Source organism: Rodentibacter heidelbergensis (assembly GCF_002000125.1).
In the GTDB taxonomy this organism is placed as follows: Bacteria; Pseudomonadota; Gammaproteobacteria; order Enterobacterales; family Pasteurellaceae; genus Rodentibacter; species Rodentibacter heidelbergensis.
The window spans coordinates 1-22,749 of sequence record NZ_MLHH01000008.1; the positions used below are offsets into that span (position 1 = coordinate 1).

A 22,749-nucleotide genomic window follows, 5' to 3' on the forward strand; every position below is an offset into this window, starting at 1 on the left:
GCAACGCAACGCAACGCAATAATCTAACTTTTATTTTGGAGATAACACAATGATTATCTCCGAAAATCTTTTTGAATCTTCAACAAATTCTTCTCTCGAAATACTGAAACAGCATTTCCCCAACTGCTTTGATAAAAACGGCAATTTTTTGCCTGAAAAAATGGCGGAGCAAGTGCAATCGCAAGGAGTTAACGTTAGCCGTGAAGATTACACGATGAATTGGCTAGGTAAATCTTATGCCCGCTATTTGCGACATTGTCCGCCAAATACGCTGCCGGCGGAAAATACTGCCCACAACAACCTGCCTACAAACCAACACAGTCAAAATCTGCTGATCAAAGGCGATAATTTAGAAGTTTTAAAACACCTCGAACACGCCTATAAAGGCGAAGTTAAGATGATTTACATCGATCCGCCCTACAATACAGGTTCAGACGGCTTTGTCTATCAAGATGAGCGCAAATTCACCCCAGAGCAATTAGCCGAGTTAGCGGATATGTCGCTTGAAGAAGCGAAAAGGGTGCTGAATTTTACTGCTAAAAAATCCAATTCCCACAGTGCGTGGCTCACTTTTATGTATCCTCGCCTTTATATCGCCCATAGATTACTAAAAAATGATGGCGTGATGTTTATTAGTATTGATGATAATGAACAGGTACAGTTAAGATTATTGTGCGATGATGTTTTTGGGGAGAGGAATTTTATAAGCAGCTTTATTAGGAAAACCAAAACGATGACTGGTGATGATAATAATGGTGTAAATATTCAACACGAGTATTTAGTCGCTTATGCAAAAAATAAAAATGCATTAAAAATGTTCGGTGAAGAAAAAACTCTTGATGAGTATTCAAATCCTGATAATGATCCAAATGGTGATTGGTGTTCAGGTGATCCAAGTGCTAAAAGTGGCAGTGAATCAACATATTTTCCAATCAAAAATCCATATACAGGAATTGAAGATTTACCGCCCAAAGGGAGATTCTGGGCATTTTCAAAAGAAACAATGCAAAAATATATTGAAACGGGGAGAATAAAATTTAAAGAAAAATATAGTACAAAACATCGTGGCTTTATTTTTAAAAGATATGCGGAAAAACTAAGTACTGATTATATGCCTGTCGGAACTTTATTTACAGCAGAGAACGATTATATGAACTCAGTTGCTACTAGTGAAATAAATGATATTTTTAGTTTGGCGGTGTTTAATTATCCTAAGCCAAGTGCTTTGCTTGAAAAATTAATTAAATACTCTACAAATAAAAATGATCTAATTCTCGACTTCTTCGCAGGCTCTGGTACAACCGCCCACGCAGTGATGCAACTGAATGCCAAAGACGATGGCAATCGCCGTTTTATTATGGTACAGCTGCCTGAAGAAACCGATAAAAAATCCGAAGCCTATAAAGCAGGCTATAAAACCATTTTCGACATCACTAAAGACCGTATCGAAAAAAGTGCGGTCAAAATCCGTCAAGATTTCCCTGATTTTAAAGGGGATTTAGGCTTTAAGATTTTTGAAACAACAGAAAACTTTCTTGCCGTATCCGATGATGAACTTAATCCGAAACAGTCCGACCTTCCTGAAACGCTTGCTCGTGTATTCAACGATGAAGAATATCGCACGTTGTTGACCACTTGGCGATTGCGTGACGGCAATGCCTTAACGGACAACGTACAAGCGGTAGATTTGGGCAGTTATACGGCAAACTTATGCGGTGATAATCTCTATTTGCTTTATCCCCACCTTGACAGCAAACATATTAAAGCCTTGCTGAATAAATTGGATGGCGATCCCACCTTTTTGCCTAAGCGGATAATATTATTCGGTGCCAATATCGACAGTGCCAAACAAATGGAACTGCATCAAGCGATGAAAACCTATTCCAATAAGAAAAATATTGAGCTAAATATCGTGGTGAGGTATTGAGATGGGCTTTCATTACGAAAAAGAGTTGCCACATCAAATGGCTGCGATCGATGCGGTGTTGGCAGTTTTTAACGGTGCAAACAAAAATGAAAATGGTGCAGGGGAAAACCCGAGGTTATCCTTTTCAGGCAGCCTTTATAGAGAAATATCCAATCCGTCCAATCGCAAAACCGCATTGATAAAACAGCGGATTTATCCAATATTTTAGATATTTCAATGGAAACAGGCACAGGCAAAACTTATACCTATACGCAAACGATGTATGAAATGCACCGCTGGTTGGGCGTTTATAAATTTGTGATTGTTGTGCCGACTTTATCCATTAAGTCAGGGACGGAGAATTTTTTAAAATCTAAAGCCTTAAAAAACCATTTTAAATTAGATTTTGATGATAACCGCTATAATGATGCGGAAATTCAGCTTTATGTGGTGCAAAGCCAAAAGGTGAAAAAAGGCAAGCGTAACAGTGCAATGCCCGATGAGATTGTGCGTTTTGTCGAAGCAGACGAGCAGAAAAAAATTCACGTTTTGTTGCTGAATATGGGAATGGTGAATAGCAAAACAATGCGGGGCGAAGATGCCGGTAATGACGGCAGCGTGCTAATCAAAGATTTGTATGCTAAACCTTTTGAGGCGATCGGATCGGTGAAGCCAATATTGATTATTGACGAGCCGCACCGCTTTGATGCTAAAAATAAAACGTGGAAAGCCTTGCTGGATTTCAATCCGCAATATATTTTGCGCTATGGGGCAACCTTTAACGATAAATTCAAAAATTTGCTTTACCGTCTTTCTGCGATTGATGCGTTTAACCAAGATTTGGTGAAAGGCGTGTTGGCTCATATTCAAGAAATTAAAGGCGAGAAGGTGAGTAAAGTACGTTTTGTGGATAGCAATGGCACGAATGCGACCTTTGAATTTGAAAAACGCCAGTTTACATTAAATAAAGGTGAAAGTTTGCACAAAATTCACGACCATATTCAGGATCTGTTTTTGGAAAGTTTGAATAAATCCACCGCACTTTTAAGCAATGGCGTGGAACTGAAAAAAGGCGACGGAATTTATCCGTTTTCCTATTCTAATACCGTATTTGAGCAAATGATACGCCAAGCGGTACACACGCATTTTGAAAATGAAAAATTACTATTAAACCGCCCTGATAAAATCAAACCCTTAACTCTGTTTTTTATTGATGATATAGCAGGCTACCGTGATGAAAATGGTATTTCAGGCAGCCTAAAAAGCAGATTTGAGCAAATTGTCAAAGCTGAAGCGACAAAAGCCTTAGAAAATGCACCGCTTGGTACGACGTTTTATCAATCCTTGCAAACGGTATTAGCCGATGTTTCTGCCACACACGGAGGATATTTTTCCAAAGATAATAGTAGCGACGATGAAAAAATCGCTCAAGAAATCAACGAGATTTTACACGATAAAGAAAGTTTGCTTTCACTTGAGAACCCACGCCGTTTTATTTTTTCTAAGTGGACGTTGCGTGAGGGCTGGGATAACCCGAATGTGTTTGGCATTTGCAAATTGCGTTCTAGTGGTAGCGAAACCAGCAAATTACAAGAAGTGGGACGAGGATTAAGGCTACCTGTCAATGAGTTTATGAGTCGCGTTAAAAATGGCGATTTTAAACTCCATTATTTTGTCGATAGTAGTGAAAGCGATTTTGTCGAAAGCCTCAAAGCAGAAATCAATCAAGCTCAAAATAATGAGATTATTTATGACAAATGGAATGATGAATTATTTGAAAAAATTAAATCTGCCTATCCTAATGTGAAAAAACGACCATTAGGTAATGAATTATATGAGTTAAATCTAATTAACGATGACGATTGTTTTATCAATGAAGGGTTTGCAAAACTTAAAGAAAAATATCCGCTCGCATTTAATCAACCCCAATTGAAAACAGGCAAAGTTGCTAATGCTAAAGAAAAAAGCAAAACCAAAGTGGCAATGCGTGTAGGGAAATATGAGGAATTAAAAGCCTTGTGGGAGCTAGTCAATCAAAAAGCCATTTTGCAATACAATATTGATGAAAATCAAATGCTAGGACTCTTTAAAGCATTTTTATTGGAAAATAAAGCAAAATTCACAGCAACGGGGGTTCGAGTAAAAACACAAGAAATGGTAAAAATTCAACATCGGTTGATCGATTTTAAAACGGTAGAGAGTGCCGAAAATATCATTTTTGAACCACTTGTAACGATGAATTATCGAGAGTTTTTGCAAAAGCTGGCGATCAAATTATATGTAAAACAAGCGACCTTGCATCAAGCCTTTTTTGCGGTAAACAATGAGATCGATATTGCCCGATTTTTGAATGATGACACTATTCATTCTATACACAGTGGTTTTAAAGAATATTTGTTGCATCACTCCATCAGTCAATTTGACGTAGGGTATCAAAAAATCAGCAGTCAAGTTCACCCGAGTAAATTGACCGACAGACAAGGTAAGCCTCTATCTGAAATTGAAATCAATCAAGATTGGGGTGTCATCAATGATGAAAAAATACCGTTAGAGAGTTTTTTATTTGATAAAGTCTTTTCGGATAGTGTGATTGAATATGAAAACATTACCGAGAGCGAAATTAAAGAGGTGGTAGTCTTTACCAAAATTCCGAAAAATGCGATCAGAATTCCTGTGGCTGGTGGTGAAACCTATTCCCCCGATTTTGCTTATATCGTTAAGACAAGTAATGGTGAAACCCTTCATTTAGTAGTGGAAAGCAAAGGTGTTGCCAATAAAGAAAACTTACGCCAACGAGAACGACAAAAAATCAAACACGCTGAACGTTGGTTTAATACCATCGCAGATACATCAGCGGTGAAGTTAACTTTTAAAACGCAATTTGAAAGCGAGAAGATGATAGACATCATTGAGCAAGCGTTACGGTGAGTAGATTAAGCAGGGAATGCAAACATCAATATCTAGTATTAAGCCCCAAATGTTCTGGGGCTATTCATTATTGGATTCTTACGTTTCCATAGCTGTAAATTCTCTCTTTCATCATCAGTTAAGTGAGGTTCTAGCACATCAATCAAAGCATAGACAGAAAGTTTATCTTCCTCGCTAGGAAACCAATCATCGAGCATTACACGCCCAATCGAACCTGTTTTCAGTACGGCGTAATAAAGATAATCCACGCAAGCTCTCGGGTGGTCGGCTATCCAAACCGGTGTATTCTGAGGATAATATCCCATCTCATTCAATCGTTGCGTACCGTCAATAATACCTTGTTGCCCTAATAAATGATGGGTATTTTTAGACTGATTTTCGCCATAGAGATAGAACTCAAGGGGATACGCATTTTCACTTAACGCAGCTGCACTATGCCAGTCCCCCGTATTTTCAGGACTGATAATGTTTAAAGCTACAATACTACTGACATAGTGATTGGGATTAGTGGGTGGAATATAAAGCATTTTTATCGTCTCATTTTTCTTCCATTGACGTAATTATATCGGATTAATCATCTAAAAACACCGATTAAAAAATCAGCAATCAGTTTCTAAAGGATCTAGAAGATCCTTTTATGCAATTTTTTTAACTCTTTGATATTCTTTAATTTTCAAAATTAATTCAAAAAACACTTGACAGCTTTTTCAAAAGATTGACTTAAATCGCTTGAAAATTTTCCTTGACAAGCACCCTATATAACAATACATTTTTCCGCACAGAAAAATAATAGTCCCTTTATTACGACTTTTAATTTTTTAAAGCCCCAAAAGGCTTGAAATTTAAGCGTTGTAATAAAGGGATTATTGTTTTTATGGCACAGCATTTTCTGTTATCAGCCAAAGCACGCCGCTTGCCGATTGCGCAAGTGGCGGGGCTTTCTGATGCCGAAATTTTTGCCTTACTCAAAAATGCCCGTTGGCACAGTGACACGGAACAAGTTTGTCCGCGTTGCGGCGTTTGTCATCAAGCCTATTTCATTCATTCTCGGCAGCAATTTCAATGTAAACACTGCCAATATCGGTTTTCGATTACCACAGGCACAATATTTCAATTTCACAAACTCACCTTACGGCAAATCCTTATTGCGCTTCTTCTCTTTGCCACGGAAAGCAAAGGTTTATCTGCGATTTCCCTTTCCCACAAGCTCAATGTACAGTATAAAACCGCGTGGGTACTGCTACATAAATTCCGCGAGAGTTTAGATAAAGCAAAAGACCTAACACCACTAAACGGCGAAGTCCACATTGACGGGGCTTATGTGAATTACTACATTCGCCCCAAAAACTTCCTCCATAAACGCATTGATAGACGCAAGAAACGTTATCAACGCAAGGATAAGGCTTGTGTATTGGTATTCCGCCAACGGGCAAAAAATCAATCAATAATGAAAGGTGCAGACCGAAGCATTGTTGCTCTCGTCAACGAAGAAAACACCCAAGATATATTGGAGTTAACGCAACACCTTGTGAAACCCAACAGCACGATTCACGCTGACGAAAACCCTGCCTACGATAGCCTGACATTCCATTATGATTTATGGCGGGTAAATCATTCCCAAGAATATCGTTCCATCGAGGGCATCACCAACAACCTTGCCGAATCCTTTTTTGCACGACTGCGGCGTGCCATTACAGGGATTTACCACAAAATGAAAAACAAGTACCTAATGTTCTACGCTAACGAGACAGCGTGGCGGGAAGATAATCGTCGAAAAAGCGTCAAAGAGAAATTTGAACATTTGCTACGCTGCACGTTCAACACTTTACCCTCACGCCATTTCACCGGCTACTGGCAAGGCAATAAAATGCCCGAAGCCCGATTTGGCATCCATTCATTACAAACGACCTAATAAGGAGCAAAAATGAAGCTACATTATGATATGCGGAGCTATTTTGAATCTAGTGAGGATTTTGACATTTGGAGATGGGGCGACCATTCCATTTTGGATGATATAAAACGCCATACGGTAAGATGGCGTGAACGGCGTAATATCAACAAATTTTTCGATTTATTGGAAACCAAAGTCCCTGCAAAAATAGAGCCGGTCGAACCTCGCTACTCAAAAGCCTACGCCCAATACCAAGCACAGAAAAGGCTAAATGAAATCGAAGGTTTAATGCAGTGGGAAAACGAGGTGATTGCTGACAGAATATTAGTTTACTGCTTAGATAGCGTTGAGATTTATTACCAAAAATGGAATAATCGCCACTGATTAAATGGTAGAATTAGCCACAAAAATAAAGGCGACGGAAAGGTCGCCTTGTTTTAAAACGGCTTTGTGCAACTGCTACATAATATCGAAAAAAACAATGTTTTTCCAACCGCACTTTTTATTAATGCTTAATGATATAGAGATCACGCAAGAAAATATGGTCTTGCGGATCTTGTGCCGTATAACCGCCCACATAAGGTTTCACTAGGCGTGGGTTTACATAATTGAAAACCGGTACAAGGGCAAAATCTTGCGCTAAAATCGCTTCCGCTTTGGCATAGGCTTCCGCACGACCTGCCTCATCGGTGGCAAGGTAGGAATCCGCCATTGCCTTATCATATTCTGCACTGGCATATTTTGCCGTGTTGTTGCTAGAGGTGGATAAGAAATAGTTTCCGAAAGTAGTGGCTTGGTTGTAATCCGCACTCCAACCGGCACGCGCCACATCATAACGACCTGCACGACGGCTATCAATATAGGTTTTCCATTCTTGGTTTTCTAATTTCACCTCAATTAAGCCTTTGGTATTGGCTTTCCACATAGAGGCCGCAGCAATTGCCACTTTTTTATGGTTTTCGTGAGTGTTGTAAAGAATGGTGAATTTTAATGGGTTGGCTTTGCTAAACCCTGCTTCTTCTAAGAGCTTAATGGCTTGTTCATTACGTTTTGCCATGGGTTCTTGGGAATAGGCAGGTTGGTTAATCCGCTCACCTTCTGAAATATAAGTTGGGGTGAACACATAAGTCGGGGTTTGCCCTTGTGCCATCACTTTATCGGTAATTACCGTACGATCTAGGGCATAGTTTAAGGCTTGGCGTACCCGTTTATCATTGAACGGCGGTTTGCTATTGTTGATTTCATACATATAGGTCGCCAAAGTACGAGCGGTAAACACCTGATCCGGCAATTCTTTTTTCAATTTAGCGAATTGTTCAGGTGGGAGTGAGTAGCTGGTGATATCCAAATCCCCGGCCCGATAACGGGAAACATCGGTACTGGCATTTTCAATGGCTAGGAAAGTGGCGGTATTGATGACGGTTTCTTTATCATTCCAATACAGCGGATTACGTTCAAATTCAATTTTTTCATTGATAACGTGATCTTTTAATTTATACGCGCCATTGCCTACGATATTTTCTTTTTTCACCCAAGCATCACCGAATTTTTCAATGATTTTTTGAGGTACGGGGAGCAAAGATTGGTGGGTCGTCAGCCCAACAGCATAAGGCACAGGGTTGGCGGAGTAAACCACAAAGGTGTAATCGTCTTTGGCTTCCACGCCTAGTTCTTCCGGTTTTTTCTTACCGTCAATAATATCCTGTGCATTTACCACTTGCATGTAATCTAAGAAACTGGCGTAAGGGGAAGCGGTATTAGGGTTGACTAAACGTTGCCAAGAATAGACAAAATCCTGTGCTGTAATAGGATCGCCATTTGACCATTTGGCGTCTTTGCGAAGGTGGAATGTCCAGGTTTTATAATCCGGTGAACTTTCCCAACGTTCTGCCACACCCGGTATTAATTCACCCTTTGAATTGGTGCTCACTAAACCTTCAAATAATTGATAAGCCACTTGCGACTCCGGCACCCCTTCGGTTTTATGGGGATCGAAACTTTGTGGCTCTGCACCGTTATTAATCACAATATTTTGCACCGGTGCAAGTTCTGTACCGGTAGGCACTTGAGCAGCATAAAGGCTGCCGGACAGCGCTAAAGTGAGGGTGGAAAAGAGAAACTGACGGAATAGATTAGGTTGCATAGACACTCCTTTTTTAGTGAATTATGTTGAAATCATCGTTATAAAAATAATTAGGTTCAATGATTTATCTTAAATCTTTAGGTTTGTAAAGGTTTTATTCCCTAATAACCGTGATGTTGATCACAGTTCTGATAAAAAATTAAAAATCAATATTTTTTAGTGAAAACTATTCAATCTATTACGATTTCTCACTATCACTTCAAATTCAATTTATGTTATCGTAACGCCCATCAATCAAAACAGGAGAAGACAATGACAACTCAATTAGATTCACTTCGTAGCATGACTGTCGTGGTTGCAGATACCGGCGATATTGAAGCGATTAAAAAATATCAACCTCAAGATGCGACAACCAATCCTTCTTTAATTTTAAGCGCTTCAGCATTGCCACAATATGCCCCACTTATCGATGAAGCGATCAGCTATGCTAAGGCGCAAAGCAGTGATAAAGCACAACAACTGATTGATGCAGAAGATAAATTAGCAGTAAACATTGGTTTAGAAATTTTAAAAATCGTCCCGGGACGCATTTCCACCGAAGTGGATGCCCGTCTTTCTTACAATACACAAGCAACCGTTGAAAAAGCCCGTAAGCTTATTGCTCTTTATAATGCCGCAGGCATTTCAAACGATCGTATTTTGATTAAAATTGCTTCTACATGGCAGGGTATTCGTGCGGCAGAAATTCTTGAAAAAGAAGGCATTAACTGTAATCTCACCTTATTATTCTCAGAAGCACAAGCCCGTGCCTGTGCCGAAGCCGGGGTCTATTTAATTTCACCTTTCGTTGGTCGTATCCTAGATTGGTACAAAGCCAATAGTGATAAAAAAGACTATGCACCGGCGGAAGATCCGGGTGTGATTTCCGTCACCAAAATTTACAACTACTATAAAGAATATGGCTACAATACGGTGGTGATGGGAGCAAGTTTCCGTAATGTGGGGGAAATCACCGAGTTAGCAGGTTGTGATCGCTTAACCATTGCACCACCGCTTCTTAAAGAATTACAAGAAAATTCAACCGCACTTGTGCGTAAATTGGAATACAAAGGTGAAGTGAAAGCCAAACCGCAACCACTGACTGAAGCGGAATTCTATTGGCAACATAATAGCGATGCCATGGCGGTTGAAAAATTGGCTGAGGGCATTCGCAAGTTTGCTATCGACCAAGAAAAATTAGAAGCGATGCTTGCAGCGAAATTATAATTTTTCTTTCTCTATTCTGTTCCCTTTAATGCCTTGGCATTAAAGGGATTTTTTTATGTTTTTTGTGAGAAATGTTGAGAGGCTTTGCTTAGATTGACGGCTCATTCAGGTTTAGAGCGAATATCGATGGCGGGATCCCTTTCTTGACGATATTTTTCGTTAATACGTTTTTGTAACCCAAAATCTTCTTGATCCGCTTCGTTGGAAAAGAGGTTTTCTTTGTGAAGTTGTGGGTTTTTAATTCCCATCCAATTTGCAATACCTTCTAAAAAATTCAATCCGGATTTAAACACCTTGTATTCCTTGCGTTCAGTGTCATCAGAAGAAATTTTAAAGAGAGGCACATCGTGGTGTGCTTGGCTAAAACAGTTTTGATTAAATAACACCTGCTGTTTTTCATCTTGTTGATGGCATAAACCGTGATCAGCAAAATAGATCATAGAAAAAGTGCGGTGCGTTTTTTGTTCGTTTTCTTGAAGTTGTTCATAAACCTGTTTTAACAAATCATCGGTTTTTTTAATGGAAGAAATATAGCAGTTTAAGTAGGCATAGCGAAGATCAATTTCTTCCTCTTTAAAGATTTTTGGGTAATCTTCCACCCGATCACAGGCGAGCGGGTGAGCGCCGTAAATATGCAACACAATGAAACGTTTTCCCTGAATTGGCGAGGCTAACACTTGGGATAAGTGGGGTAATAAATCAAAATCACTGTAGTTGGTGGAGTTGAAGCTGCCCCCCTTTTTGAGAAAAAGGCTTTCATCGGATTTTGAGGCGAGAGCGGAAACCGGTGTATCGAATTCCCCTAGTAACCCTTGATTTGATAACCAATAGGTTTTAATGCCGGCAGATTTCACCAAATCCACTAAACTTAATGCGTAATTTGGCTCCCATTTTTCTTTATTTGGCAAGGTGAGCATTAAACGTAAAGAGGCTACTGTATTGGTGCCGGCAGAACGAAAACCATCAACGAGCGTGCCTTTGGCATTCGACATAAAAGGCGTATTGTGAATGGGGTAGCCGTAGGCATGGTGATAATCTTTGCGTGCGCTTTCACCAAGGATGATGACATAATCATCGTAACGGGAATTTTTTAATGTGGATTTTCCCCAGTTATCCGATTGCGCCATTTGTTTTAATTTGTTCATTTCATCATAGATTTTGATGGTCGAACTGACGGTTTCTTTCATTGGTTCGGCAATGGGGAGGTGATAGGCAAAGAGCAAAGCACTCAGCGTGATAAAGGCTTTGTTTCGATAAAATTTAACCCCAAATTTGACCGCACTTTTATATTGCACAAGCAATAAAATCGGGATTAAAAAGGCGATCACATAGCTACTAAACGGAATTTGTAATAAAAATTCTTTGGTTTCTAATAGATCCGTAGAGAAAACAGAGGCGATATATTGATAACTCGGTGCGCCAAAATTAAGCCCTGTTGGGGTGTAAATAGCATGGGTGAAAGCGAGCGGTAGTAGAATAAAATAAAATGCCTTTTTGCTACTGCTTAATAGCAAAATGATCGCCCCGGTGAGTAAGATAAGTGCCATGCCGGGTTCTGAGAACATGCCTGAACCGATCAACATAAAATAGCCTGCGAGATTGGCACAAGCAAAGACAAAAAGTGCGGTTAAAATGCGGTATGTTTTTGGTATTGTCATAGTTTTCTGCTCAAAACGAAATGTCGCTTATTATCCATTTTTCAATCAGAATTTCCATCTTTAACTTCTTCACTCTTGTTTCGTTATTCTATAAAATAAGCCAATTTTTTAAGCCAAAAAGGAAAAGACAATGAGCCAACCAATTTATAAACGTATTTTATTGAAGTTAAGCGGTGAAGCATTACAGGGGGATGAAGGATTTGGTATCGATCCCTCGATTCTTGATCGTATGGCATTAGAGATCAAAGAATTAGTGGAAATGGGCGTAGAAGTTGGTGTGGTGCTTGGCGGTGGCAACCTGTTTCGTGGGGCAAAACTGGCGAAAGCCGGAATGAACCGTGTGGTGGGAGATCATATGGGAATGCTTGCCACCGTGATGAATGGCTTAGCTATGCGTGATGCCTTACATCGTGCGGATGTGAATGCAAAATTGATGTCCGCTTTCCAATTAAACGGGATTTGTGATACCTACAATTGGTCTGAGGCGATCAAAATGTTGCGTGAAAAACGTGTGGTGATTTTCTCTGCCGGTACAGGTAGCCCGTTCTTTACAACGGATTCAGCGGCTTGTTTACGAGGCATTGAAATTGAGGCGGATGTGGTCTTGAAGGCAACGAAAGTCGATGGGGTATATGATTGCGATCCAGCGAAAAATCCGCAAGCGAAGTTATATCATCATCTTTCTTATGCAGAAGTTATTGATAAAGAATTACAAGTGATGGATTTAGCGGCATTTACGCTGGCACGGGATCACGGTATGCCGATTCGGGTGTTTAATATGGTAAAACCCGGTGCATTACGCAATGTGGTGTTGGGTACTGAAGAAGGAACGACGATTAGCTAATCAAATTGTCATACAAAAAAACGGTAGAAATGATTTCTACCGTTTTTTGTTGGCATTTTATCCGGCAATGACCCAAAGCCCTTGCAGCAGATCAGTCAGTAAATTATTGATAAAAAGTAAGATAAACACCACCACCATCGGTGAAAAATCAATCACACCCAGTGTAGGAAGAATTTTTCTTATGGGTTGGAGCAGTGGAGAGGTAAGCTGATAAAAGGCATAGAAAATAGGATTATGCCCTTGGTGAAACCAACTGGATATGGCACTAATAAAGAGTACATAGAAAATAGAGACACCGATTGCTTTAAGAATACTTAACACACCTAAAATAAGCATGACATCAATGGCTAAACCAAAATAAAGCACGGATTTTAATGCTCCAAGCAGAAAAATGACAAAAAGTGCTGAGGTATCAACATTTTTGATAACCGGGGCAAATTTTCGCAGAGGTTTCAGTATCGGCTCTGTTGCTTTCACGGCAAATTGTGAAAGCGGGTTGTAATAATCGACCCGAGCGAACTGTAACCAAGCGCGTAAAACCAATACAAGCGCATAAAAATTGATAATCGAACCGACAAATAATGCGGTTTGGGATAATTCCATTATAGCCATCCTTTTCGTCTAAAATAAATGTAAGGGGTGAGGGCGGCGGCAATCATTAAACCGATAGCCATTGGGTAGCCGTATTTAAAATGCAACTCCGGCATAAATTCAAAGTTCATGCCATAAGTGGAGGCCACCAGTGTGGCAGGAAGGAACATCACGGATACCACGGAGAAAAATTTCATGATTTTATTCTGCTCGATATTGATGTAACCCATTGCCGCTTGCATGAGGAAATTAACCTTTTGGAATAAGGATTCGTTATGAGGTTGTAAGGATTCAATATCTCGCAAGATTTCACGCGCCTGTTCCAGCTGGTTTGCCGGTAAACGGGTTTTGCGCACAAGAAAACCAAGGGCTCGCTGGGTATCCATCAAACACAAACGAACTTTCGAACTGGTATCTTCTTGTTCGGTGAGGGTGTTTAGCGCTTCATCAAAGGCTTCATCTTGTTTTCCGTTTAAAATGACACGGCTTAAGGCCTCTAAATCTGCATAAACATTTTCAATCACATCGGCCAACTGCTCGATTTTGGTTTCGAAAAGATCTAATAACACTTCATAAGAATTCGCTTCTAATAAACGCTGGCTACGGGAACGCATACGGTATAAGCGAAATGCAGGGAGTTCCCGATCCCGTAAGGTGAACAAGCGTCCGTCACGAATGGTAAATGCCACACTGGCTAAATCCGCATAGTCGTTTTCATCTTCACAATAAAAGAATGAGTGAAGGTGTAAGCCGTCCTCGTCTTCAAAAAAACGTGCAGATGCTTCGATATTTTCCAATTCTAGGAAAGAGGCAAGGCTCTGTTCTAAGCTTTCTTGCAGCATTTCACGTTCTTCGCTTGTGGGTTCAAGTAAATCGAGCCAAATGGCATTACTCAGATTGGCTTGATCTTCATCAATGCGAACTAAGCGGGAATCATTGATAGCAAAAGCGTTGATCATTTCATACTCCTTTTGGGATTATGAACAGCTAACCGTGAACATATAAGAATGTCAAACGAATAAAGTGCGGTTAAAAATTGCGGTATTTCGTTTGGTTTAAAGATGCCGAAAATGGTAAACCTACCGACGAACTCTCGCCGATAGCCATTGGCATAAGGCGGGAGACTAAAGCGATATTCGGTATCGACTATGACTGTCCAAAGTGTGTGTCCTTCTCGTTAAAAAATCGGGCGAATGTTACGCTTGAAAGGGGAGTTCGTCAAGTTTTTATGGAAAATAAATGGGGCGTAATGCCCCAAATTCTATTAGCGGGTATATTGATTGATAGCAGAGGCAACTTCTTGATCTTGATAAATATTATTAACAATATCTTTGAAGGTTTCGCCTAGCACTTTTTGGATTTCATCATTGTCGGCATTAAAGGCACCGGATTGAGAACGTGTGGCATTGAAGGCTTTGTTATAGCTTCCGCTTGCGCCTTGCACATACACCATCACTTGAATTTTCGTACTGAGGTTGTAACGGAAATTACCCTGCTCAACATTAGTGAAGAATTCTTTCACCTCAACGGTGACACCGGCGTTAGCATTGTTTGATTGACCGATACGAAACCCTTTGCTTACTAAGTTTTGTTGCATCACTTGTTGAAATAATTGCGTGACACTCGGCGAGGCATTGAGTTTGATTAACTCACCGTTTTTCGTATAACTTGCCACATCTTGTTGTGGACGTGCATCTTTTGTTGTGACATATACCACCGCAGATTGATTAACATTCAAAGATGCCGTTGGTGCCGGTGGAGTAAAGGTGAGGGTATTCGATTGGGCTTGGCAGCCGGCAAGGAAAAGGGTCACCACAGCAACACCCATGGCAGATAGTGTTTTGATTTTGTTTGTCAGTTTCATAATTTCCTCAATGGATTGAATTGAACTGTGCTATTCTTGCAGACTTAATAGCGGATGTATAGCGTTTCTACAAAATTTATTGGAGATTGAAGATGTCAAAACAACAGGCTTTGTTAGCAAAAATTCACACGGAATTTCGACCGCACTTTGTGACGGTAGAAAATGAAAGTCATCTGCATAGCTCAGGAAGAGGGGCAGACTCACATTTCAAATTTGTCATTGTCAGTGAGGTGTTTGAGGGAATGTCCAAAGTACAACGTCATCAAAAAGTTTATCAATTATTTGCCAATGAGTTAAAAAACGGAATTCACGCCTTGGCACTACATCTTTACACTAAAGAAGAATGGCAATCGCTTGGGGAAGTGTTTCCTCGTTCTCCGAATTGCAGTGGTGTCGGATTATAGGGTTGTCTTTTATAGTTTGTAACTCTTTATATGTATATTGAAAAAAGCACACAAAAATTTCACAAAAAATCCGCCTTTAGGTGGAATGAAAATCGGATTTTCGCTAGAATGGGGCGTTTAAATTTTATATTTTCAAATTTGGGTAGTGTAGTGATGATTGAACTGCCTGAAAATTAAACAGATTTGAGTTTTTTAAATTATGTGTCAGTTAATAATGCGCTGAGTTTTAGGGCATTTTCTGTCACGCTCAAACACGAGATTGCATTTAAGCTTACTTATTTGCAATCGTATTTTTAACCTTGAAAAGTAGTGCAAACAATATGATTACAATTAAAAAAGGCTTGGATCTTCCTATTGCGGGAAAACCGGCACAAGTAATCCACAACGGCAATGTTGTGAATCAAGTTGCGATTCTTGGTGAGGAGTATGTGGGGATGCGTCCTTCCATGAAGGTACGCGAAGGTGATGTTGTTAAGAAAGGCCAAGTGCTTTTTGAAGACAAGAAAAATCCTGGTGTGGTTTTTACAGCCCCAGCAAGTGGTACTATCACTGCGATTAATCGTGGCGAAAAACGTGTATTACAATCTGTGGTCATTAACGTGGAAGGCGATGAACAAATCACTTTCGCGAAATATAATGCAGATGAACTCAATACGCTTTCTTCCGAACAAGTCAAACAAAACTTGGTGGAATCCGGTCTTTGGACAGCATTTCGCACACGTCCGTTTAGCAAAATTCCGGCCATTGAAAGCGAGCCTTCCTCTATTTTTGTTAATGCGATGGATACCAACCCGTTGGCCGCCGATCCTGAGGTGGTATTAAAAGAGCATTGGCAAGATTTCATCAATGGTTTAACGGTATTAAGCCGTTTATTCCCAAGCAAACCATTACATCTTTGTAAAGCGGGTGATAGCAATATCCCGACGGTGGATTTATCTAATTTACAGGTCCACGATTTCGGTGGGGTTCATCCGGCAGGTTTGGTGGGAACACATATTCACTTTATCGATCCTGTTGGTGTGCATAAAACCGTATGGCATCTTAATTATCAAGATGTGATTGCTATTGGTAAATTATTTACTACCGGTGAGCTTTATGTTGAGCGAGTGATTTCCCTTGCTGGTCCACAGGTCAAAGAACCTCGTTTAGTTCGTACATTAATTGGCGCAAACCTTTCTCAATTAACTGAAAATGAACTTAAAGCGGGTGAAAATCGTGTCATTTCCGGTTCTGTACTTTGCGGTAACACGGCAAAAGGCGTGCACGACTATCTAGGTCGTTATGCCCTACAAGTTTCTGTGCTTGCAGAAGGGAATAATAAGGAATTTTTTGGTTGGATTACACCGCAGCCGAATAAATATTCCATTACCCGTACCGTATTAGGACATTTCGGTAAAAAACTCTTCAACTTTACCACTGCAGAAAATGGTGGTGAGCGTGCCATGGTGCCAATCGGCAACTATGAGCGTGTTATGCCGTTAGATATTTTACCGACTTTATTGTTGCGTGATTTGATCGCAGGTGATACGGACGGTGCTCAAGCATTAGGTTGTTTAGAGTTGGATGAAGAAGATTTAGCGCTTTGTTCATTTGTTTGCCCGGGCAAATATGAATATGGCTCAATCTTACGTCAGGCTTTAGAAAAGATTGAGAAGGAAGGTTAGAAATGGGTTTAAAAAATCTTTTAGAAAAAATGGAACCCGCGTTTTTACCTGGGGGTAAATACAGCAAGCTTTATCCGATCTTTGAATCGATTTATACCTTGCTTTATACCCCGGGTACGGTAACGCATAAAAACACGCATGTTCGTGATGCGTTAGACTCAAAACGTATGATGATCACCGTGTTCCTCGCACTGTTTCCTGCGATTTTTTATGGCATGTACAATGTGGGTAACCAAGCAATTCCTGCATTAAATCAATTAGGTAATTTAGAGCAATTAATTGCAACAGACTGGCATTATGCCCTCGCCAATAGTTTAGGGTTAGATTTAACCTTAAATGCAGGTTGGGGAAGCAAAATGGCATTAGGGGCAATTTTCTTCCTACCGATTTACTTGGTGGTGTTCACTGTTTGTACTATTTGGGAACTTTTGTTCTCCGTTGTGCGTGGCCACGAAGTCAATGAAGGGATGTTCGTTTCTACCATTCTTTTTGCTTTAATTGTTCCGCCAACACTACCTTTATGGCAGGCTGCATTAGGTATCAGTTTTGGTATCGTGGTGGCAAAAGAGATCTTCGGTGGGGTTGGACGTAACTTTATGAACCCGGCATTGGCAGGTCGTGCTTTCTTGTTCTTTGCTTATCCTGCACAAATTTCAGGTGATACGGTATGGACTGCCGCAGACGGCTTCTCTGGAGCAACCGCTCTTTCACAATGGTCGCAAGCCGGTCAAGGTGCATTGCAACATACGGTAACCGGTCAACCTATTTCTTGGATGGACGCCTTTATTGGTAATATTCCGGGTTCTATGGGTGAAGTTTCAACCTTAGCGATTTTAATCGGTGGGGCGATTATTGTTTTCACCCGTATTGCCTCATGGCGTATTATCGCCGGTGTTATGATTGGTATGATCGCCACTTCAACCTTATTTAATTTAATTGGTTCTGAAACCAATCATATGTTCTCAATGCCTTGGCATTGGCACCTTGTATTAGGTGGTTTTGCATTGGGTATGGTATTTATGGCAACGGATCCGGTTTCAGCTTCGTTCACCAATACCGGTAAATGGTGGTATGGTGCGTTGATTGGCGTGATGGCAGTACTAATTCGTACGGTCAATCCGGCTTATCCGGAAGGGATGATGTTAGCAATTCTCTTTGCAAACTTGTTTGCACCAATTTTTGACTACATCGTTGTTCAAGCAAATATCAAACGTCGGAGAGCAAGAACAAATGGCTAAGTTTAATAAAGACAGTGTTGGCGGCACAATTCTTGTTGTGTTGCTACTGAGTTTAGTTTGTTCCATTATTGTTGCTGGTTCCGCAGTGATGTTAAAACCTGCACAAGAAGAGCAAAAATTACTCGATAAACAAAAAAATATCCTTAATGTAGCAGGACTTTTACAAGAGAAAACAAATGTAAAAGAAACCTATGCAAAATTTATCGAATCACGTTTTGTTGATTTGGCAAGCGGGGACTATGTTCCACAAGCCGATGATGCTCAACAGGCAATTCCTGCTGATCAAGATAAAGCGAGAATTCGCTCTCGTGGGAAAACCGCTGAAGTTTATCTTGTGAAAGATGAACAAGGTCAAACCCAACAAGTGATTTTACCGATTTACGGTACTGGATTATGGTCTGTAATGTATGGCTTGGTTTCGGTTCAACCGGACGGTAATACCATTAACGGGATCACTTATTATCAACATGGAGAAACCCCGGGATTGGGTGGTGAGATCGAAAACCCAAATTGGGCCGGTTTATTTAAAGGCAAAAAACTTTTCAATGAACAGCATCAACCGGCTATTCATATTGTGAAAGGTCAAGCACCGAAAGATGATCACAGTATTGATGGTTTATCCGGTGCAACCTTGACTGCCAACGGTGTTCAAGGCACTTTTGATTACTGGTTCAGTGAAAATGGCTTTAGTAAATATCTTGAAAAACTTCAAGCAGGAGCGAACTAATGTCTGGAAAAACAAATTTAAAAGATCTGTTATTAGCTCCTATTGCTAAAAACAACCCAATTGCATTGCAAATTCTTGGGATCTGTTCGGCATTAGCGGTAACAACGAAATTAGAAACCGCCTTTGTGATGGCGATTGCGGTGGTTTTTGTAACAGGGCTATCAAACCTTTTTGTTTCTTTAATCCGTAACTACATTCCTAACAGTATCCGTATTATCGTGCAACTTGCGATTATCGCTTCATTGGTTATTGTGGTTGACCAAGTATTAAAAGCTTATGCTTACGGTTTGTCTAAACAGCTTTCGGTTTTCGTTGGCTTGATTATTACAAACTGTATCGTTATGGGTCGTGCAGAGGCTTTTGCTATGAAATCGCCACCCCTTGAAAGCTTTGTGGACGGTATTGGTAACGGTTTAGGTTATGGTGCAATGTTAATCATTGTCGCCTTCTTCCGTGAACTTATCGGTTCAGGTAAATTATTTGGCATCACTATTTTTGAAACAATTCAAAATGGCGGTTGGTACCAAGCAAACGGTTTATTCCTACTTGCACCAAGTGCATTCTTTATCATCGGGTTTGTGATCTGGGGATTAAGAACTTGGAAACCAGAGCAACAGGAGAAATAATCAATGGAACATTATATTAGCCTATTTGTGAAGGCCGTCTTCATTGAAAATATGGCACTTTCCTTCTTCTTAGGAATGTGTACATTCTTGGCGGTATCAAAAAAGGTTTCTACCGCTTTTGGTTTAGGTATTGCAGTGACCTTCGTATTAGGGATTGCGGTACCGGTAAACCAGTTAATTTACGCTAACGTATTAAAAGAAAATGCGTTAATTGACGGAGTGGATTTATCATTCTTAAACTTCATCACCTTTATCGGGGTGATTGCAGGTTTAGTGCAAATTCTTGAGATGGTATTAGATAAGTTTATGCCATCCCTGTATAACGCACTCGGGATCTTCTTACCGCTTATCGCTGTAAACTGTGCGATTTTTGGTGGGGTATCCTTTATGGTTCAACGTGATTACAATTTCCCTGAGTCTATCGTATATGGTTTCGGTTCCGGTTTAGGTTGGATGCTTGCTATTGTCGCTCTTGCCGGTTTAACGGAAAAAATGAAATATGCGGATATTCCGGGGGGATTGAAAGGATTAGGCATTACTTTCATCACCGTTGGTTTGATGGCGTTGGGCTTCATGTCCTTCTCCGGTATTCAATTATAAGGAGTGTAATCAATGAGTGGTTCAGTAATTCTTGCACTCGGTATTGCTGCATTTACGATTATCGTATTGGTGTTAGTAGCAATCATCTTATTTGCGAAATCAAAACTGGTGGACTCCGGGGATATTACCATCGGTATTAATGATGATCCGGAAAAAGCGATCACTTTACCTGCCGGTGGCAAATTATTAGGCGCATTAGCCAGTAAAGGTATCTTCGTTTCCTCAGCTTGTGGTGGCGGTGGCTCTTGCGGTCAATGTATTGTGAAAGTGAAAAGCGGTGGGGGCGAAATTCTCCCAACGGAACTTTCTCACATCAACAAGCGTGAAGCCAAAGAAGGATATCGTTTAGCTTGCCAAGTGAATGTGAAAGGCAATATGGAAGTTGAACTTCCGGAAGAAATCTTCGGCGTGAAAAAATGGGAATGTACCGTTATTTCTAACGATAACAAAGCCACTTTCATCAAAGAGCTTAAATTGGCGATTCCTGAAGGGGAAGAAGTGCCATTCCGTGCCGGGGGCTATATCCAAATCGAAGCAGAGCCGCATACGGTTTACTATAAAGACTTCGATATTCCTGAAGAATATCATGAGGACTGGGATAAATACGATTTATGGCGTTATGTGTCTAAAGTGGATGAGCATATTATTCGTGCCTATTCCATGGCTTCTTACCCGGAAGAAAAAGGCATTATTATGCTTAACGTGCGTATTGCAACGCCTCCACCACGTCAACCTGATGCTCCTCCGGGTCAAATGTCCTCCTACATTTGGTCATTAAAAGAGGGGGATAAAGTAACGATTTCCGGCCCATTCGGTGAATTCTTCGCCAAAGAAACGGATGCGGAAATGGTCTTTATCGGTGGTGGTGCAGGTATGGCGCCAATGCGTTCGCATATTTTCGACCAGTTAAAACGTTTACATTCTAAACGTAAAATCTCATTCTGGTATGGTGCACGTTCTAAACGTGAAATGTTCTATGTGGAAGATTTCGATACGCTTCAAGCGGAAAATCCAAACTTCAAATGGCATGTTGCACTTTCCGATCCATTACCGGAAGATAATTGGGATGGCTATACCGGTTTCATTCACAATGTGCTTTATGAAAACTATCTGAAAAATCATGAAGCGCCGGAAGATTGTGAATACTATATGTGTGGGCCTCCGGTCATGAACGCCGCCGTCATCAAAATGTTGAAAGACTTAGGTGTTGAAGACGAAAACATCTTATTAGATGACTTTGGTGGTTGATTTTAATTAATCAAAATATCACAAAAATTGACCGCACTTTATGATGAAGTGCGGTCAAAATTTAACGCATTTTAAGGGGCGTATGGCATACGCCCTTATTGTTATTCCAATTACAGGCAAGCTGATTGAAAAGTCAGTTTGCCTATAATTCATCGTATTAGGAAAGATAAATGAAGAAAATATTGAGTGGGTTGCTTGTCGCTGCTTTTGCTTGTTCATTGGTTGGCTGTAAGAAAGAAGCGGAAGTGATCACGCTAAGCGGTAAAACCATGGGGACAACCTATCATGTCAAATATATTGACGATGGTACTGTAAGTGAAAATTCACAAAAAGCTCATGAACAGATTGAGCATATTTTGAAAGACGTCAATGCCAAAATGTCCACCTATATTCAGGATTCGGAACTAAGCCGTTTTAACCAAAATACCCAAGTGAACACACCTATCGACATTTCCACAGATTTTGCAAAAGTGTTAGCGGAAGCAATTCGGATACATCAACTCACTGAAGGCGCGCTTGATGTGACCATTGGTCCTGTGGTGAATTTATGGGGATTTGGCCCAGAGAAGCGCCCGGAACGCCAACCGACAGCGGAACAACTGTCAGAGCGTCAAGCTTGGGTGGGAATTAATAAAATTACCCTTGATATGAACGGTCAAACCCCAACATTAAGTAAAGCTGTTCCACAAGTTTATATTGATCTTTCTTCCATTGCGAAAGGCTTTGGGGTGGATCAAGTTGCAGAGAAATTGGAACAGATCAATGTACTAAATTATATGGTGGAAATTGGCGGGGAAATTCGTGCCAAAGGCAAAAACGCAGAAGGGAAACCTTGGCAGATCGCCATTGAAAAACCTAATATGACAGGGGAAAGAGCGGTCGACAATGTGATTAGTTTAAATAATATGGCTATGGCGACCTCCGGCGATTACCGTATTTATTTTGAAGAAAACGGCAAACGTTTTGCCCACGAAATCGATCCCAAAACCGGTTACCCTATTCAACATCATCTTGCCTCTATCACGGTATTTGCCCCAACAACGATGACAGCAGACGGTTTATCCACCGGGTTGTTTGTGCTTGGGGAAGAGAAAGCCCTTGAGGTGGCGGAAAAAAATAATCTCGCGGTTTACTTAATCATCAAAACCGAAAAGGGTTTTGAAACAAAAATGTCATCGGCATTTAAAAAATTGATGGAAACAAAGGAATAA

Annotated in this window: 21 protein-coding genes; 15 read left to right on the forward strand and 6 right to left on the reverse strand. The window is 40.4% G+C overall.

Features of this window, described 5'->3' with window-relative positions; translation table 11 throughout:
• The first annotated feature begins 148 nt into the window (after positions 1 to 148).
• From BKK48_RS03425 to BKK48_RS03430, 3 genes are read left to right on the forward strand one after another with little or no spacing between them, the layout of a single operon-like run.
• Positions 149 to 1,927: a site-specific DNA-methyltransferase gene (locus tag BKK48_RS03425; RefSeq protein WP_244154851.1), complete on the forward strand. Its 1,779-nt coding sequence runs from the start codon at positions 149 to 151 to the stop codon at positions 1,925 to 1,927.
• A gap of 1 nt (position 1,928) precedes the next feature.
• Positions 1,929 to 2,135 carry a hypothetical protein gene (locus tag BKK48_RS10085; RefSeq protein ID WP_244154852.1) on the forward strand — a complete coding sequence of 69 codons (207 nt, stop codon included), beginning with the start codon at positions 1,929 to 1,931 and terminating at the stop codon, positions 2,133 to 2,135.
• A gap of 8 nt (positions 2,136 to 2,143) precedes the next feature.
• Positions 2,144 to 4,834 carry a type III restriction-modification system endonuclease gene (locus BKK48_RS03430; RefSeq protein ID WP_244154853.1) on the forward strand — a complete coding sequence of 897 codons (2,691 nt, stop codon included), beginning with the start codon at positions 2,144 to 2,146 and terminating at the stop codon, positions 4,832 to 4,834.
• Between the two features lie 38 nt (positions 4,835 to 4,872).
• Here the strand turns inward: BKK48_RS03430 and BKK48_RS03435 are convergent, their stop codons facing one another.
• The gene (locus tag BKK48_RS03435) at positions 4,873 to 5,361 is read right to left on the reverse strand and encodes a hypothetical protein (RefSeq protein ID WP_077426783.1); all 489 of its coding nucleotides are present in this window, start codon (positions 5,359 to 5,361) and stop codon (positions 4,873 to 4,875) included.
• 347 nt (positions 5,362 to 5,708) lie between these two features.
• Here BKK48_RS03435 and BKK48_RS03440 point away from each other — a divergent pair, with 347 nt between their 5' ends.
• Both BKK48_RS03440 and BKK48_RS03445 read left to right on the forward strand, forming a co-directional pair.
• The gene (locus tag BKK48_RS03440; protein ID WP_077426784.1) at positions 5,709 to 6,746 is read left to right on the forward strand and encodes an IS1595 family transposase; all 1,038 of its coding nucleotides are present in this window, start codon (positions 5,709 to 5,711) and stop codon (positions 6,744 to 6,746) included.
• Between the two features lie 12 nt (positions 6,747 to 6,758).
• Entirely contained in the window at positions 6,759 to 7,109 is a 351-nt protein-coding gene (locus BKK48_RS03445; RefSeq protein WP_077426785.1) for a hypothetical protein, read from the forward strand.
• 121 nt (positions 7,110 to 7,230) lie between these two features.
• On the opposite strand, the gene BKK48_RS03450 is transcribed toward BKK48_RS03445, so the two are convergent.
• Positions 7,231 to 8,868, reverse strand: a complete 1,638-nt coding sequence (locus tag BKK48_RS03450) for an ABC transporter substrate-binding protein (RefSeq protein WP_077426786.1) — start codon at positions 8,866 to 8,868, stop codon at positions 7,231 to 7,233.
• 252 nt (positions 8,869 to 9,120) lie between these two features.
• Between BKK48_RS03450 and tal the strand changes: the two genes are divergently transcribed.
• Positions 9,121 to 10,074, forward strand: a complete 954-nt coding sequence (gene tal, locus BKK48_RS03455; RefSeq protein WP_077426787.1) for a transaldolase — start codon at positions 9,121 to 9,123, stop codon at positions 10,072 to 10,074.
• 101 nt (positions 10,075 to 10,175) lie between these two features.
• Here the strand turns inward: tal and BKK48_RS03460 are convergent, their stop codons facing one another.
• The gene (locus BKK48_RS03460) at positions 10,176 to 11,732 is read right to left on the reverse strand and encodes a phosphoethanolamine transferase (protein WP_077426788.1); all 1,557 of its coding nucleotides are present in this window, start codon (positions 11,730 to 11,732) and stop codon (positions 10,176 to 10,178) included.
• 130 nt (positions 11,733 to 11,862) lie between these two features.
• On the opposite strand from BKK48_RS03460, the gene pyrH reads away from it, so the two are divergent.
• Positions 11,863 to 12,576, forward strand: a complete 714-nt coding sequence (pyrH, locus tag BKK48_RS03465) for a UMP kinase (protein WP_077426789.1) — start codon at positions 11,863 to 11,865, stop codon at positions 12,574 to 12,576.
• A gap of 57 nt (positions 12,577 to 12,633) precedes the next feature.
• Here the strand turns inward: pyrH and BKK48_RS03470 are convergent, their stop codons facing one another.
• The 3 genes from BKK48_RS03470 to BKK48_RS03480 form a co-directional block, all read right to left on the reverse strand.
• Positions 12,634 to 13,179 (reverse strand): YggT family protein, encoded by a 546-nt coding sequence (locus BKK48_RS03470; protein ID WP_077426790.1) that lies wholly within the window; start codon positions 13,177 to 13,179, stop codon positions 12,634 to 12,636.
• Positions 13,179 to 14,126: a magnesium/cobalt transporter CorA gene (gene corA, locus BKK48_RS03475; protein WP_077417240.1), complete on the reverse strand. Its 948-nt coding sequence runs from the start codon at positions 14,124 to 14,126 to the stop codon at positions 13,179 to 13,181. Before corA ends, BKK48_RS03470 begins: the two co-directional genes overlap by 1 nt.
• Before the next feature lie 305 nt (positions 14,127 to 14,431).
• Positions 14,432 to 15,031 (reverse strand): YajG family lipoprotein, encoded by a 600-nt coding sequence (locus BKK48_RS03480; protein ID WP_077426791.1) that lies wholly within the window; start codon positions 15,029 to 15,031, stop codon positions 14,432 to 14,434.
• A gap of 92 nt (positions 15,032 to 15,123) precedes the next feature.
• On the opposite strand from BKK48_RS03480, the gene BKK48_RS03485 reads away from it, so the two are divergent.
• From BKK48_RS03485 to BKK48_RS03520, 8 genes are all read left to right on the forward strand, one after another.
• Complete coding sequence (locus tag BKK48_RS03485) at positions 15,124 to 15,435, forward strand: BolA family protein (protein ID WP_077426792.1); 312 nt, start codon at positions 15,124 to 15,126, stop codon at positions 15,433 to 15,435.
• A gap of 320 nt (positions 15,436 to 15,755) precedes the next feature.
• Complete coding sequence (locus tag BKK48_RS03490) at positions 15,756 to 17,099, forward strand: Na(+)-translocating NADH-quinone reductase subunit A (protein ID WP_077426793.1); 1,344 nt, start codon at positions 15,756 to 15,758, stop codon at positions 17,097 to 17,099.
• A 2-nt stretch (positions 17,100 to 17,101) separates the two neighbouring features.
• Positions 17,102 to 18,337 (forward strand): NADH:ubiquinone reductase (Na(+)-transporting) subunit B, encoded by a 1,236-nt coding sequence (locus BKK48_RS03495; RefSeq protein ID WP_077426794.1) that lies wholly within the window; start codon positions 17,102 to 17,104, stop codon positions 18,335 to 18,337.
• On the forward strand, positions 18,330 to 19,064 hold the full coding sequence (locus tag BKK48_RS03500) for a Na(+)-translocating NADH-quinone reductase subunit C (RefSeq protein ID WP_077426795.1): 735 nt from the start codon (positions 18,330 to 18,332) through the stop codon (positions 19,062 to 19,064). The genes BKK48_RS03495 and BKK48_RS03500 overlap by 8 nt, the downstream gene beginning before the upstream one ends.
• Complete coding sequence (locus tag BKK48_RS03505) at positions 19,064 to 19,690, forward strand: NADH:ubiquinone reductase (Na(+)-transporting) subunit D (protein ID WP_077426796.1); 627 nt, start codon at positions 19,064 to 19,066, stop codon at positions 19,688 to 19,690. The genes BKK48_RS03500 and BKK48_RS03505 overlap by 1 nt, the downstream gene beginning before the upstream one ends.
• Before the next feature lie 3 nt (positions 19,691 to 19,693).
• Positions 19,694 to 20,290, forward strand: coding sequence for an NADH:ubiquinone reductase (Na(+)-transporting) subunit E (gene nqrE, locus BKK48_RS03510; protein ID WP_077421192.1), 597 nt, complete (start codon positions 19,694 to 19,696; stop codon positions 20,288 to 20,290).
• A 12-nt stretch (positions 20,291 to 20,302) separates the two neighbouring features.
• Positions 20,303 to 21,538 carry an NADH:ubiquinone reductase (Na(+)-transporting) subunit F gene (gene nqrF / locus BKK48_RS03515; protein ID WP_077417255.1) on the forward strand — a complete coding sequence of 412 codons (1,236 nt, stop codon included), beginning with the start codon at positions 20,303 to 20,305 and terminating at the stop codon, positions 21,536 to 21,538.
• Positions 21,539 to 21,708: 170 nt separating this feature from the next.
• Entirely contained in the window at positions 21,709 to 22,749 is a 1,041-nt protein-coding gene (locus BKK48_RS03520; RefSeq protein ID WP_077426797.1) for an FAD:protein FMN transferase, read from the forward strand.